The organism is Pantoea sp. AG702 (assembly GCF_003182295.1).
GTDB classification, from domain to species: Bacteria; Pseudomonadota; Gammaproteobacteria; order Enterobacterales; family Enterobacteriaceae; genus Pantoea; species Pantoea ananatis.
Window position 1 is genome coordinate 188,327 of sequence record NZ_QGTU01000001.1, and the last position, 14,579, is coordinate 202,905.

Annotated in this window: 15 protein-coding genes; 9 read left to right on the plus strand and 6 right to left on the minus strand. The window is 56.3% G+C overall.

From position 1 onward, the window contains the following. The first annotated feature begins 2 nt into the window (after positions 1-2). From moaC to DFO57_RS00960, 5 genes are all read left to right on the plus strand, one after another. Complete coding sequence (moaC, locus tag DFO57_RS00940) at positions 3-488, plus strand: cyclic pyranopterin monophosphate synthase MoaC (RefSeq protein WP_014593226.1); 486 nt, start codon at positions 3-5, stop codon at positions 486-488. Then, the gene (gene moaD, locus DFO57_RS00945; protein ID WP_110014983.1) at positions 481-726 is read left to right on the plus strand and encodes a molybdopterin synthase sulfur carrier subunit; all 246 of its coding nucleotides are present in this window, start codon (positions 481-483) and stop codon (positions 724-726) included. The genes moaC and moaD overlap by 8 nt, the downstream gene beginning before the upstream one ends. Continuing rightward, positions 727-1,179 carry a molybdopterin synthase catalytic subunit MoaE gene (gene moaE, locus DFO57_RS00950; protein WP_110014984.1) on the plus strand — a complete coding sequence of 151 codons (453 nt, stop codon included), beginning with the start codon at positions 727-729 and terminating at the stop codon, positions 1,177-1,179. A 223-nt stretch (positions 1,180-1,402) separates the two neighbouring features. Next, on the plus strand, positions 1,403-2,497 hold the full coding sequence (locus tag DFO57_RS00955; RefSeq protein ID WP_014593229.1) for a DUF1615 domain-containing protein: 1,095 nt from the start codon (positions 1,403-1,405) through the stop codon (positions 2,495-2,497). 95 nt (positions 2,498-2,592) lie between these two features. Further along, a complete protein-coding gene (locus DFO57_RS00960) occupies positions 2,593-3,300 on the plus strand; it encodes a Bax inhibitor-1/YccA family protein (protein ID WP_014593230.1) in 708 nt (235 codons plus the stop codon). A gap of 41 nt (positions 3,301-3,341) precedes the next feature. Here the strand turns inward: DFO57_RS00960 and DFO57_RS00965 are convergent, their stop codons facing one another. Genes DFO57_RS00965 through DFO57_RS00975 form a run of 3 tightly spaced genes read right to left on the minus strand, consistent with a single transcriptional unit; the run spans position 3,342 to position 6,309 of the window. Next, positions 3,342-4,307 (minus strand): lysylphosphatidylglycerol synthase domain-containing protein, encoded by a 966-nt coding sequence (locus DFO57_RS00965; RefSeq protein WP_014593231.1) that lies wholly within the window; start codon positions 4,305-4,307, stop codon positions 3,342-3,344. Then, positions 4,307-5,551 carry a cardiolipin synthase ClsB gene (gene clsB, locus DFO57_RS00970; RefSeq protein ID WP_013025117.1) on the minus strand — a complete coding sequence of 415 codons (1,245 nt, stop codon included), beginning with the start codon at positions 5,549-5,551 and terminating at the stop codon, positions 4,307-4,309. The genes DFO57_RS00965 and clsB overlap by 1 nt, the downstream gene beginning before the upstream one ends. After that, positions 5,548-6,309, minus strand: coding sequence for an endonuclease/exonuclease/phosphatase family protein (locus tag DFO57_RS00975; RefSeq protein ID WP_014593233.1), 762 nt, complete (start codon positions 6,307-6,309; stop codon positions 5,548-5,550). Before DFO57_RS00975 ends, clsB begins: the two co-directional genes overlap by 4 nt. A 177-nt stretch (positions 6,310-6,486) precedes the next feature. Here DFO57_RS00975 and DFO57_RS00980 point away from each other — a divergent pair, with 177 nt between their 5' ends. From DFO57_RS00980 to dusC, 3 genes are all read left to right on the plus strand, one after another. Then, positions 6,487-6,879 carry a YbhQ family protein gene (locus DFO57_RS00980; protein WP_013025119.1) on the plus strand — a complete coding sequence of 131 codons (393 nt, stop codon included), beginning with the start codon at positions 6,487-6,489 and terminating at the stop codon, positions 6,877-6,879. A gap of 223 nt (positions 6,880-7,102) precedes the next feature. Further along, complete coding sequence (gene rhlE / locus DFO57_RS00985) at positions 7,103-8,452, plus strand: ATP-dependent RNA helicase RhlE (protein ID WP_014593234.1); 1,350 nt, start codon at positions 7,103-7,105, stop codon at positions 8,450-8,452. A 2-nt stretch (positions 8,453-8,454) separates the two neighbouring features. Beyond that, entirely contained in the window at positions 8,455-9,441 is a 987-nt protein-coding gene (gene dusC, locus DFO57_RS00990; RefSeq protein ID WP_105082352.1) for a tRNA dihydrouridine(16) synthase DusC, read from the plus strand. Positions 9,442-9,470: 29 nt separating this feature from the next. Here the strand turns inward: dusC and ppk2 are convergent, their stop codons facing one another. After that, positions 9,471-10,388 (minus strand): polyphosphate kinase 2, encoded by a 918-nt coding sequence (gene ppk2 / locus DFO57_RS00995; RefSeq protein ID WP_013025123.1) that lies wholly within the window; start codon positions 10,386-10,388, stop codon positions 9,471-9,473. 14 nt (positions 10,389-10,402) lie between these two features. After that, positions 10,403-12,007 (minus strand): inorganic phosphate transporter, encoded by a 1,605-nt coding sequence (locus DFO57_RS01000; RefSeq protein WP_104933275.1) that lies wholly within the window; start codon positions 12,005-12,007, stop codon positions 10,403-10,405. Positions 12,008-12,170: 163 nt separating this feature from the next. On the opposite strand from DFO57_RS01000, the gene DFO57_RS01005 reads away from it, so the two are divergent. Then, positions 12,171-13,193, plus strand: a complete 1,023-nt coding sequence (locus tag DFO57_RS01005) for a transporter (protein ID WP_072138653.1) — start codon at positions 12,171-12,173, stop codon at positions 13,191-13,193. Between the two features lie 94 nt (positions 13,194-13,287). Here DFO57_RS01005 and DFO57_RS01010 read toward each other — a convergent pair whose 3' ends face one another. Then, positions 13,288-14,430 carry a L,D-transpeptidase family protein gene (locus DFO57_RS01010; protein ID WP_014593237.1) on the minus strand — a complete coding sequence of 381 codons (1,143 nt, stop codon included), beginning with the start codon at positions 14,428-14,430 and terminating at the stop codon, positions 13,288-13,290. Between the last annotated feature and the right edge of the window lie 149 nt (positions 14,431-14,579).

Here is a 14,579-nt window from a genome sequence, read left to right on the forward strand (position 1 = left end):
GCATGTCACAACTTACCCACATTAACGCCGCTGGCGAAGCCCATATGGTGGATGTTTCCGCTAAAAACGACACCGTGCGCGAGGCACAGGCTGAAGTGCTGGTGCTGATGAAGCCGGAAACCTTACAGATGATTATTGAGGGCAGTCACCACAAAGGTGACGTGTTCGCGACGGCGCGCATCGCCGGTATTCAGGCGGCAAAACGCACGTGGGAGCTGATCCCCCTTTGCCATCCGCTGATGCTGAGCAAAGTGGAAGTCGCGCTGGTGGCTGAGCCAGCGTGGAACCGGGTGCGCATTACGTCACTGTGTCGGCTCACCGGGAAAACCGGGGTAGAAATGGAAGCCCTGACGGCGGCCTCCGTAGCCGCGCTGACCATCTATGACATGTGCAAGGCGGTACAAAAAGACATTGTCATCGACCAACTACGCCTGCTGCATAAAAGCGGCGGCAAAAGCGGCGATTTTCAGGCGGTTGCCCATGATTAAGGTGCTGTTTTTTGCTCAGGTGCGGGAACTGGTGGGCACCGATTCGCTCACCCTGGCTCCGGATTACCCCGATGTGGCGGCGCTGCGGGCTGCTCTGGCGGAGCGGGGCGAACGCTGGGCGCTGGCGCTGGACAGCGAACGTTTACTCGCCGCAGTTAACCAGACGCTCACCGCACTTCATCATCCCCTAAAGGACGGCGATGAAGTGGCCTTTTTTCCGCCGGTGACGGGAGGATAAATGGACACGCAAATTCGGGTGGGCCCGGCTGCCTTTGATATGGCTCAGGAGTACCAGTGGCTGGCGGTATGTCCAGAAGACGGCGCTGTGGTGACCTTTACCGGCAAAGTGCGCAATCATAATCTGGGAGATGATGTGGCGGCCCTGACGCTGGAGCATTATCCCGGCATGACGGAAAAGGCGCTGCAGGAAATCATTGATGACGCACGCCAGCGCTGGCCGCTGCAGCGGGTTTCCGTGATTCACCGCATTGGTGAACTCTTCCCCGGCGATGAAATTGTGTTTGTTGGCGTCACCAGCGCACACCGCAGCAGCGCGTTTGCCGCCGCGGAGTTTATTATGGACTACCTGAAAACCCGTGCTCCGTTCTGGAAACGTGAAACCACCGAACAGGGCGAGCGCTGGGTGGATGCGCGCAACAGCGATCATGAGGCCGCTCAGCGCTGGGATTAGGGGCGAGCGTTGCGCTGCGGGGGCAAACCGGATCTTTCCCTACGCGTGCTCGCCGCCGCCCTCGTCGCGTTGCAACGGCATCACGTCACCGTCCAGCGCGTTGACATCACCGATCCCTTTTCCGCCAGTTGCGCGAAAAGCGATAACCTGAGTTCAGATAATCCACCCTGCTCTGCGAAGCGGGGCAGTGTTAAGCTACTCTTTTTCCCCTCAGAGGACAGGTATGTCATTCACTTCTTTACCCAAACGCCTGACGCTGCTTGCCGTGCTGATCCTGGCGGGCTGTAGCAGTAAAAAAACGCCGGAAGCGCCTGCAAAGCAGCCTGAGGATGTAAAAGCGCAGATCCAACGCCTGCTGCCTGCCAACGTCAGTAATAAATCAGGCTGGGCAGATGATATCTATACCTCATTCCGCACCCAGGGGCTTGAGGCCAGCGACAGCAACCTGTGCGCGGTCATTGCCGTAGCAGGACAGGAGTCGGGTTTTGACGCCAGCGGTAACGTGCCCGGCATGTCAAAAATCGCCTGGGACGAGATCGACCGCCGCGCGGCGAAGGTTCACGTGCCGGCGTTTTTAGTGCGCACAGCGCTGCTCATCAAATCCAGCAACGGCGAAAGCTATGCCGCGCGGCTGGATAAAGCCAAAAGTGAAAAAGATCTGAGCGATATTTTCGACGACTTTATCGAGATGGTGCCCATGGGGCAGACATTGTTTGGCAACCTTAACCCCGTGCATACCGGCGGGCCGATGCAGGTGAGCATCGCGTTTGCCGAAGCCCATGCCAAAGGCTACCCATGGCCGGTTGACGGCTCCATCCGCCGTGAGGTCTTCACCCGCCATGGCGGCGTCTATTTCGGCACGATGCACCTGCTCGGTTATCCCACCGATTACAGCAAGCCACTTTACCGCTTTGCGGACTATAACGCGGGCTGGTACGCCAGCCGCAATGCCGCTTTCCAGGCGGCAGTCTCTCGTGCGACAGGCATGAAACTGGCGCTGGATGGCGATCTCATTCAGTACGGCTCAGACAAGGCGGGATCGACGGAGCTGGCGGTGCGCACCCTGGCGAAACGCCTGGATATGAGCAACAGCGAAATTCGCGACGATCTTGAGCAGGGCGAAAAGGCCGAATTCAGTAACAGCGACGTGTGGAAGCAGGTCTTTGCGCTGGCAGATAAAATGGCCGGACGGCGCCTGCCCCGTGAAATGTTGCCGGGCATTAAGCTTGAAAGTCCTAAAATCACCCGCAATTTAACCACCGCGTGGTTCGCTCAGCGCGTGGACGGTCGTTATCAGCAGTGCATGAAACGTCAATAAGCACGGCGTTGTGGCGCAGTTGAACAGAGCTGTGCCACACTTAACCAGGCTCCCCTGTCAGGGGAATAACCCATTTGTTCAACAAGAGGTGCATCATGGACCGATATCCACAGAATGATTCAATAGTTCAGCCTGCATCTCGCGGGTTGCAGGCTTACATGGCACAGGTTTATGGCTGGATGACCTGTGGTTTATTACTCACCGCGTTTGTCTCCTGGTTTGCCGCCCGCACGCCGGCGGTGATGGAGCTGGTGTTTGCAAACCGCATTACCTTCTTCGGCCTGATTATTGTGCAGCTGGCGCTGGTGTTCTTCCTCTCTGGCATGGTCCATCGCCTGAGCGGTGCCGTAGCGACCGGGTTATTTATGCTCTATTCGGCCCTGACCGGGTTAACCATGGCCAGCATCTTCCTGGTGTACACCTATTCCTCCATTGCCAGTACGTTCTTTGTCACGGCGGGGATGTTTGGTGCCATGAGCTTCTATGGCTACACCACCAAGCGCGATCTGAGCCGCCTGGGCAGCCTGCTGTTTATGGCGCTGATCGGTATTCTGCTGGCATCGCTGGTGAACTTCTGGCTGAAAAGCCCGGCGTTGATGTGGGCGATTACCTACATTGGCGTGGTGGTGTTTGTGGGCCTGACGGCCTATGACACGCAGAAACTGAAAAACATTGGCGAGCAGATTGATGCGCGCGACACGGAAAACCTGCGTCGCTACTCGATCATGGGCGCGCTGACGCTCTACCTTGACTTCATCAACCTGTTCCTGATGCTGCTGCGTATTTTCGGCAATCGCCGCTAAAAAACGGGCTGCTCTGGTTTGCCAGAGCAGCCGCTCCCCGGTTACGACTTCTGCAGTTTCTGTTCGTTTTTATGCCGCATATGCTTAGCGCGACTCTCCAGCCCCAGGTACAGCACCAGCGCCAGCAGCAGGGGCAAAATAAAGTAGAGCACCCGGTAGGCCAGCAGGGCGGCAATAATGGTACCGTGAGAAAGATCTTCGCCGCTCAACAGCGCTAAAAACACCGCCTCAAGCACGCCAATCCCCGCCGGAATATGAATAATCACGCCAGCGATACTGCTGATCAATAAAACCCCCAGCACCATCGGATAGCCCACATCCCGGCCCAGTAGCAACCAGATAATGGTGCCCATCACCATCCAGTTGGCACAGGAAACGGCAAACTGAAACAGCGCCATACGTAATGAAGGCAGCTGTAACGTCTGGCCTTTGACCGTCCAGCGGCGACGTTTTGAAAAGGCACAGGACCAGAGGTAGAAGGCGACCAGCACCAGCAAGACAACCCCGATCAGCCGTAGCGTGGTTTCGCCAATAAACCAGCCGCTGGGAATGGAAACCATGCCCGCGCTGAAAACGACGCCCGCCAGCAGGATATAGCCCAGCCAGTTGGTGGCAATGCTAAGTGAGAAAATGCGCGTAATGGTACCGCTGTCCAGGCCAAGGCGTGAGTAAAGTCGATAGCGCATAGCCACGCCGCCAACCCAGGTACTGAGGGTCAGGTTAAAGGCATAGCAGATAAACGACACCAGCATCACCTGGCGCCTGGCCAGTTTATGACCGCAGTAGGCGCGACCGATCAGGTCGTAGCAGCCATACACGAGGTAGCTGACGATCACCAGGCCTGCGGCGGTCAGCACCACGAAACGGTTGTAGTTGACGATAACTTTATAGACGTCATCCCAGTTCACCTTGCGTGCATAGATGACCAGCAGCACAATGACGGCCACGAAGAACAGGCCGGTGAGTATTTTTTTTGCCAGTTTCCAGCGCGGATGCGTGTTTGCCATCAGGATTTCGCTCCTTCATTGTTGGCTTCGACGCGATCTTGCGTCTCCATTTCAGGCTGCACGGGCGGGTCAACCTGGGCCAGTTTTGGCGTGTGTGCCGGAAGCCAGCCGGCGATTGCAGGAAAGTGGCGCAGGAAGTGGAACACCACGACGCTTTTCGACAACTGCCACCAGTTACGCGGCGGCAGTTTATCCTCCTGAACGCGCTGGCAATCTTCTGCCAGTAAATGCTCAAGATTGTCGCGTAATGTCTCATTAAAGTGGCGATCGTGAATGATCAGGTTCGCTTCGAGGTTTAGCGATAAACTTAAGGGATCGAGGTTGCTGGAGCCGACCGTCGCCCACTGCTGATCTTTCACCGCCACTTTACCGTGCAGCGGACGACGGCAGTATTCGTAGACCTCCACGCCAGCATCCACCAGATAGTTATAGAGCAGCTCTGCGCCCACTTTCACAATCGGCATATCGGGCTCGCCCTGCACAATCAAACGCACCCGAACCCCGCGCTGTGCCGCATTGCGCATTTCCCGCAACAGTCGGTAGCCGGGGAAAAAATAGGCATTCGCGATAATCACGTCCTGTTTGGCACTGCGCAGCATATCCAGATAGTGCTGTTCAATATCGTCCCGGTGTTCATCATTATCGCGATACACGAAGAGCACCTGCGCGTCGCCGGGCAGGGCGTTCTTAGCCGGACGATGTGAGCGCTGTCCCCACCAGCGGCGGGTGGTGGCCTGACTGCCGATTGCCTCTTGCAGGTAGCGGGTAATATCCGCCACTACCGGCCCTTTCACCTCAACGGTGTAATCCTGTTTGGCTTCAGGGCCATAGTCGGTGTAGTGCTCGGCGGAGAAATTAATCCCGCCGACAAAGGCGATAACCCCGTCAACCACCACGGTTTTGCGATGCAGGCGGCGAAAGACGTTGGTACGCATGCCCATCACCAGCGGACGCGGATCGTAGTAAATAAAACGGACGCCCGCCTGGGTAAGGCTGTTCACAAAGTCGTCTGACAGCTCCGACGATCCGTAACCATCCACCATCATTTCAACCTTGACGCCGCGCTGTGCTGCGGCCAGCAACTCGCGGTGTAAAGCGTTACCGACATCGTCTTCAAACAGGATAAAGGTTTCCAACAGCACACTGCGCTCGGCACGCTGAATTGCGCCAAAAACCCGGGGGAAAAACGTATCCCCGTTTTCCAGCAGGCGCAGTTTATTGCCGTTTTGCCAGTCAAAATTCATAGATGGATCTCCACCGCCAGCGGCGCGTGATCGGAAAGGTGTGACCAGGGTTTACGCGGCAGCGCCCAGGGATGACTCACCGTGGCGTTGCGAACATAAATACGATCCAGTCGTAGAAGAGGAAAGCGGGCCGGGAAGGTGCGTGCCGGTCGACCATGTTTGATGCTGAATACCTCTTTTAGCCCGGCCCCTTTTTGCAGGATTTTATTAGCGCGTCCCTGCCAGTCGTTAAAATCGCCAGCCACCACCACGGGCGCATCCGGCGGCAGGGCCAGCACCATCTCGTTCAGCATCGCCATCTGGGCGCGACGGTGAGCCGCTTTCAGACCAAGGTGAACGCAGATAACGTGCAGCGTACCGTAGGGCGCGGGGAGCGTAATCTGGCAGTGCAGCATGCCCCGGTTTTCACTACCGGCCACCGAGACATCGCGGTTCTGATATTCGGCAATGGGAAAGCGCGACAGCACGGCATTGCCGTGGTGTCCTTCCGGATAGACTGCGTTACGCCCATAGGCAAAATCATTCCACATGGTGTCAGCCAGAAACTCGTAATGTGAGGTATTGGGCCAGTTTTCATGTTGCAGAGGATGGATGTCATGTGTTCCCATCACCTCCTGCAACAAGACGATATCTGCCGACGTTGCGCGTACGGCTTCGCGCAATTCTGGCAAGATGAAGCGTCGGTTAAACGGGGCAAAACCTTTATGGGTATTGATCGTCAGGACTTTAAATGAAAATCCTTGCTGGATTTGTGGCATACTCGCGACGCGCTCCTTTTCATCTTCATCAACCACAAAGTGTAGTCTTTGTCACAAATGGAGGGTGAAGAAGAGGAATAAATAAGGCGTTATCTGATTTTTGCTTTACATTGATGAAACCGTCCCTGGCCGGATCCGGTTGCATTCAGGCAACCCGCCAGGTCTGCAGGAGAAAAAATGAAATTGTCTAATCGCTTTCAAATTATTACCGGTCAAACCTGGGCCCATATCGCTATGCACCTGCTGGTGATTGCCGCGCTGGTATGGGGCTGGAAACACAAAGCACTGGTCGAAGTGTGCAGTACCCTGGTGGTGACGTATGCAGGGGTGTTTATCGCCATGCTGATCACGCAGCGTAGTGCCCGTTTGCGTACCCTCGGTGATTACCTCGAAGAGGCGACGACCACCTACTACTTCGGCGCTGCGATGATGACGCTGTTCCTGGTCTCTCGCATTTTCCACAACAATCTGCTGCTGGCCAGCCTGGGCATGGTTATGCTACTGGGCCCGGCACTGGTTTCTCTGCTGGCCAAAGAGCCTGCACGACGCATTGAGAAAAAACGCAGTTAACTGAGCCGTCCGATAAACAAAGCCACCGTAAGGTGGCTTTGTTGTTTAGGCCGTTTGTAATCAATTGTGAGCTATCTCGCACAGGAACGTTAAAGCTGTTACACTCCGCCGCTTATGCATCGTAGTTTGCACCCTTTTCACGCGTCAGCGTCAGCTGGCGTCACTATCCCTCTGAAAACTACACCGTGAAACACGGTCAGAGTGGACCGGAGTAATACTCGTCATGTCTTTTGACTCTCTCGGCCTGAGTGCCGATATTTTGCGTGCGGTTGCTGAGCAAGGCTACAGCGAACCGACTCCTATCCAGCGCCAGGCGATTCCTGTGGTGCTGTCCGGCCGCGATCTGCTGGCAAGTGCGCAGACCGGCACCGGCAAAACTGCCGGATTCACGCTGCCTTTACTACAGAAGCTGTCGGCGAATACCGGCGCAGTACGTGGACGTCGTCCGGTGCGTGCGCTGATCCTCACGCCTACCCGTGAACTGGCCGCTCAGGTCGGGGAAAACGTTGTTGAATACAGTAAGTATTTACCGCTTCGTTCGCTGGTGGTGTTTGGTGGTGTCAGCATTAACCCGCAGATGATGAAGCTGCGCGGCGGGGTCGATATTCTGGTGGCAACACCGGGCCGTTTACTGGACCTGGTCCATCAGAACGCGGTTGACCTCTCTCAGGTGGAAGTGCTGGTTCTGGATGAGGCCGATCGTATGCTCGATATGGGCTTTATCCACGATATTCGCCGTGTGCTGGCAAAACTGCCTGCCAAACGTCAGAACCTGCTGTTCTCTGCCACCTTCTCGGACGAGATTAAAACCCTGGCAGAAAAACTGCTGCATAACCCGGAGCAGGTGGAAGTGGCACGCCGCAACACCGCTTCGGAGCAGGTTTCTCAACAGGTGCATTTTGTTGATAAGAAACGCAAACGGGAACTGCTGTCGCAGCTGATCGGCGAAGGTAACTGGCAGCAGGTGCTGGTGTTTACCCGAACCAAGCATGGGGCTAACCACCTTGCAGAACAGTTGGGTAAAGACGGTATTACCGCTGCGGCGATTCACGGCAATAAGAGTCAGGGTGCACGTACGCGCGCACTGGCTGATTTTAAATCCGGCGCAATTCGCGTGCTGGTGGCCACCGATATCGCGGCCCGTGGCCTGGATATTGAAGAACTCCCACACGTCGTAAACTATGAGCTGCCAAACGTAGCGGAAGACTATGTGCATCGTATTGGTCGTACCGGCCGTGCGGCGGCAACCGGCGTCGCACTGTCACTGGTGTGCGTGGATGAACACAAACTGCTGCGCGATATTGAACGTCTGCTTAAGCGTGAAATTCCGCGTCTGGCCGTACCGGGCTATGAGCCGGATCCAAGCATCAAAGCGGAACCTATCGTGAATGGCCGTCAGTCACAGCAGCCACGCGGCCGTGGTCGCAGCCAGGGCGGACAGGGTGCAGGCGCTGCGCGTCCGCAAGGGGACAAGCGTTCACAGCCCCGTCGTCAGGGACCGGCAGCGGGCCCGTCTGACAAGCCAGCCGCGCGTCCACGTCGCCCAGCGCCTAAGCGTAGCGGAAACGCCTGACAATGCGGGTTTTACTGGCACCGATGGAAGGCGTACTGGATTCTCTGGTGCGCCAGCTGTTAACGGAGGTCAACGACTACGATCTGTGCATTACAGAATTTTTGCGCGTCGTAGATCAACTCTTGCCGGTAAAATCCTTTTATCGACTCTGCCCTGAACTGCACCATGCCAGCCGCACGCCCTCGGGCACGCTGGTCCGTCTGCAACTGCTGGGGCAGCATCCGGACTGGCTGGCGGAAAACGCCGCACGAGCGGTTACTCTGGGCTCCTGGGGCGTTGATCTGAACTGTGGTTGTCCGTCAAAGCTGGTCAACGGCAGCGGCGGCGGTGCCACGCTGCTAAAAGATCCCGATTTAATCTATCGCGCGGCAAAAGCCATGCGGGCTGCGGTACCGGCTTCGTTGCCCGTCACGGTGAAGGTGCGGCTGGGATGGGATTCCAGCGCGCGCAGTATGGAAATTGCGGATGCGGTACAGCAGGCCGGCGCCAGCGAGCTGGTGGTGCATGGTCGAACCAAAGAAGACGGTTATCGTGCCGAGGCGATCAACTGGCAGGCCATTGGCGACATCCGTCAGCGCCTGCGTATTCCGGTTATCGCGAATGGCGAGATCTGGGACTGGCAAACGGCCCAGGACTGCCTGCGGACCACCGGTTGTGATGCTGTGATGATTGGCCGAGGCGCGCTTAACGTGCCTAACTTGAGTCGGGTCATCAAATACAATGACGCGCCCATGTCTTGGCCGGAGGTGGTGGCGCTGTTGCAGAAATATACCCGGCTGGAAAAACAGGGCGATACCGGCATGTACCATGTTGCCCGTATCAAACAGTGGCTCGGGTATTTACGTAAAGCCTACGTTGAAGCCGGTGAGCTGTTCGGTGAGATTCGCGCGTTAAAATCATCCCAGGATATCGCCACGGCCATCGACCGTTATGCCCGGTTGCAAGAGCAGGCCAGCTCTGAAGCCTTCAGTGTGGTGAAAACCGGTTAGCGCAGCGTCCTGCCGCGCTTGGCTTGCCATTAATACTTTTCAGGCACGATCATCGTGTCCGGCACGTCATTACGGCGGTAATCCTGCGACCGTTCACGCGGTGGCAAAATAATTTCATCATGCGTAGCGTCTTCATAAGGCACCTGTTGCAAGAGGTGGCTGATGCAGTTCAGTCGCGCACGCTTTTTATCCACGCCCTGAACGACCCACCAGGGAGCATCCGGGATATGGGTCCGGCTCAGCATCTCTTCTTTGGCTTCGGTATAATCTTCCCAGCGGCGGCGACTTTCCAGGTCCATCGGGCTGAGTTTCCACTGCTTCAGCGGATCGTGAATACGGCTCAAAAAGCGCAGTTCCTGCTCCTCGTCCGTAATGGAAAACCAGTATTTGACGATTTGAATACCGCTGCGGGTCAGCATTTTTTCAAATTCCGGCACGCTACGATAGAACTCCTCGACGTCAGCCTCACTGCAAAAGCCCATCACCCGTTCCACGCCCGCCCGGTTGTACCAGCTCCGGTCGAACAGCACCATTTCCCCGGCGGCGGGCAGATGAGCAATGTAACGCTGGAAATACCACTGGGTTTTTTCGCGGTCGTTAGGTGCTGGCAGGGCGGCAACCCGGCAGGTGCGCGGGTTAAGGCGTTGCGTGATGCGTTTGATAACACCGCCTTTACCGGCGGCGTCGCGGCCTTCGAACAGAATGACCAGCCGATGGCCGGTGCGCATCACCCAGTCCTGAAGCTTAACCAGTTCGCCCTGCAGGTGCAGCAGTTCGCGAAAATAGCGACGACGCCAGGCCTTCTCATCATTCCCGTCAGGCGTGGTCTCGCCAAAACGCAGGTCGTCGAGTTCCATCTCCAGTTCTTCATCGTAGCTGTCGTAGAACTCCTGTAACAGACGCTGATTAAATGTATCCCGGTTGAAGCTGTTATCGTGTGTTGCCATAACGAATCACCTGGTCAGATGTGGATAAACAGCCCGTAGAGCAGGGCAGAAAGTAAGACTGAAACCGGCAGCGTCAATATCCAGGCCACTGCCAGATTCCGCAGCGTGGACATTTGCAGGCCTGATCGGTTCGCCGCCATGGTGCCTGCCACACCCGAGGAGAGAACGTGTGTGGTGGACACGGGCAAACCGAATGCGTCGGCCGCGCCGATGGTCACCATCGCCACCAGTTCGGCGCTGGCACCCTGTGCATAGGTCAGATGGGTTTTACCGATACGTTCCCCCACGGTGACCACAATGCGACGCCAGCCCACCATTGTGCCCAGCCCCAGTGCAATCGCCACGACCACCTTCACCCAGACAGGAATAAAGCGCGTAGCGCTGTCCAGCTCGGTTTTCACGGCGGTTAAATTGCGTTCAGTGTCGTCCGGCAGGGCAACGTGGGCGCTTTGCAAATGTTTAATGGACTCCGACGCGAGGTACATTTGATTGCGCGTGTTGCTCACGGATTGCGCCGGGATATTTTCCATCGAGCCGTAGCGGCGGATCTGTTCGCCCACGTCGTGCAGCGTCATCGCCAGGGCCGGCAGCACGTTGGCATTCATTTGTTCGCTGCTGACAAATGCGGTTAACACGTCCCGTGGGGCCGGTGCGGGCGTGATGGCAGGCTGAATGTGCAGGAGCTGGCGCGCCGTGACGTCGGTCAGGGCGGCCACGCGCGGGATCTGATCGGGCGGCAGGGAACGGTTCAGGGCATAGGCGATCGGCATGGTGCCGACCAGGATAAGCATGATGAGCCCCATGCCTTTTTGTCCGTCATTCGATCCATGGGCAAAAGAGACGCCGGTACAGGTCAGAATCAGCAGTCCACGGATCCAGACGGGCGGCGGCTCGTTGCTCTGCGGGGCCTGATAAAGCTGACGGTTACGAATAAACAGCTTCATCGTCCACAGCAGCAGGGCTGCGCAGACAAACCCCACCACCGGCGACAGCAGAAGGGCATAACCGACTTTGAGCGCCTGCTCCCAGTCCACACCGCTCAGCCCGCTGCGGCCGTGCAGCATGGCATTGGCAACGCCCACTCCGATGATCGAGCCAATCAAGGTGTGCGAGGAGGAGGAGGGCAGGCCAAGATACCAGGTGCCCAGGTTCCAGATAATGGCCGAGAAGAGCAGGGCATAAATCATGGCAAAACCGTTGCCGCTGCTGGCCTGCAATATCAGTTCGACGGGCAGCAACGAAATAATCCCAAACGCCACCACACCGCTGGAGAGCATCACGCCAAGGAAATTGCAGAATCCCGACCAGACCACGGCAACACCGGGCGTCAGAGAGTGGGTATAGATGACCGTCGCGACCGCATTTGCGGTATCGTGAAAACCGTTTACAAACTCAAAGCCCAGCGCAATCAGCAGCGCGAGGCCCAATAAAAAGAAGGGTAAGTAACTGGTGACCGGCGTGTTGGTTTTTTCTACGTCATGAAACAGGTTAAATCCGGCAAAGGCCAGACCGGCGATCAGCAGAAGAAAGAAAATCGGTTTTGTGAAGCGGCTACCTTTGCCATTGAAATTGGGTCGTCCATGAGTCGGGCCTGAAGAGGGTAAACTGTTTTCGCTCATGCAAAACCTCATAGCGGATGCAGATGCGGATTTACATCTGTTTCACGCTGTGTGATACCCGCTTTTTGTGACAAAAAAATGATCTGCGCCGTGAGAGGTCATTTTGCTGTAACAAAACTTCAGCAGGCTGAACCTCTTTATTAATGATGCTGACAGGATAGCCATGGCGACAGACCTTGTTCTTACCCCACAAAAACGTGATTTTGATGATGATGTGGCAGGACTCATTCATGGTTATCTCTTTTCTCCCGATGCCCTTCCTGTTCGCCTGAATGCCCGTGAAGCAGTTAAACTCGGTGAGCATCTTCCTGATGACGGCTTTCTCTGGCTGCATATCAATCTGAACCATGCCCGCGCGCAGCACTGGGTGCAGAGTCATTTTCAGGTGGATGATGACTTCTTCGATGAAATTCACTCGGCCTCGCCGCGAACCCGGCTGGCGGAGCAAAGTAGCGCGTTGCTGGCGGTACTCAACGACGTCACGCTTAACCAGGAGAACCGCAGTACGCAAAATGCGACGCTGTGGATATGGTGCCGGCGTAACCTGGTGGTCAGCGCACGTTATCGCCCGTCAGTGATGATTGAAAAGATGCAGCAGAGGTTAGCCCGGCATAGCTTTTCCAGTGCAGAGGCTTTGTTGCTTTATCTGCTTGGTGAGCAGGAGTCCCAACTGGAACAGGTCGTGCGGCGCATCAGTCAGGTGGTCGATAACATTGAAGAGCGCCTCTTGAGCCCCGCCATTAAAGCTAATCGCAGCGAGCTGGGGCACTATCGGCGCATGCTGTTGCGGATTCAGCGCCTCCTGGCACCTGAACCGGCGGCGCTGTTTCGCTTGCTCAACCGACCTCCGGCCTGGCTCAACCACGACACGCTCCGCGAGCTGCGGGCGTTTACCGAAGAGTTCAGCGTGGTGCTCAACGATCTCGCCAGCCTGATGGAGCGCATCCGGCTGCTGCAGGAAGAGATTGCGGCGCGTCTGATGGAACAGAGTAACCGCACGCTCTACCTGTTAACCGTGATAACCGTTCTGGCACTGCCAATTAATATTGTGGCGGGATTTTTTGGCATGAATGTAGGCGGTATTCCGCTGGCAGCGAATCCGCACGGGTTTTTACTGCTGGTACTGATCGTGCTCGCGTTTACCCTGCTGGCGGGCTGGCTGGCCTTGCGAAGGCCCACCGTGTAGAGGCTGCACCCGGTGACAAAGCCTGTAAAGGGCACAAAAAAAAAGCCAGCCCGGTTAACCGGCACTGGCTTTTTACCCCGTTAAGGATCAGACCTTACAGATTACCATTGCTTGCTGGCGCAGGCTGTGACGGCTGCACAGGCTGCGAAGGCTGAACCTGCGGCTGCTGTTCTGCCGGTTGCGACTGCTGAGGCTCAGGCTGCACAGCGACCGGATTCGTTGGCTGTGACATCACCGGCGTCATCGGCTCTTCCTTCGGCTCGGCGTCTTCGCCTTCGGTTACCTGAACAGGCGCGGGCACCACGTTGTTTTCTGGCGCGTTAACCTGCACGGGCATACCGGAGCGGTTCTGAATCGCTTTATCAACCTGAGACTGGTTGATGCTGCCGTCTACCAGAACTTTGCCAACGGCCTGGGTCAGCGTAATTGGCACCAGCTCACGAGAGTTAAACTGCTCTTCCGTGGTCGAGAGCGGATTGTGCACTTCCATCCAGCGTGAACCGTCTGGCTCAACCGAGGCTTTCACCGGCTGGTTGATAAACTGCACGCGCGTGCCAACCGGCACATGATCGAACAGCCATTTGATGTCGTCGGCACGTAAGCGCACACAACCGTGACTGACCCGCAGGCCAATACCGAAGTTAGCGTTGGTGCCGTGAATGGCATACAGACGACCGATATAGAGCGCATACAGCCCCATCGGGTTATCCGGACCGGCCGGGAAGACGGCAGGCAGGTTTTCACCACGTGAAGCGTACTCCGCGTGCATCGCTTTCGTTGGCGTCCACGTCGGACCATCTTTTTTACGCTGAACAGTGGTGGTCCAGTTCAGCGGCGTGTCTTTACCCAGTTCACCGATACCGATAGGCAGTACAACCACCGTTTTGGTGCCTTTCGGATAGTAGTAAAGACGCATTTCAGCACTGTTGATCACAATGCCTTCACGCGGCGCGTCAGGTAACAGTAACTGCTGTGGGATAATCAGTTTGCTGCCAGGTTTTGGCAGATAAACGTCAACGCCCGGGTTGGCTTCCAGCATATTGCTGAGGCCCATTTGGAACTGAGCTGCAAAAGCTTCCAGAGGTAATTTGCTGTCCTCGGGAATGGTAATTTCAATATTTTGCCCGGTCAGACGGCTGTTTGCCGGCGGTAACGGGTAAACAACAGCAAGGGCTGACTGACTGAATGCCGCCAAAGCCAATGCAAGTGAAGCGAACGCGCGAATGCTTTTTTTCATATTTTACAAGTCTTTATCGCCATGTTTCAGGCTTGTCAATGTATCGAACCCATGCTGGTCACTATGACCTGCTGCGCATTATATGTTCATTAAACTGATGTTGTGAATCAGGATTTTAACCGCTTTAAAATACTTTACCTGACTCGCCT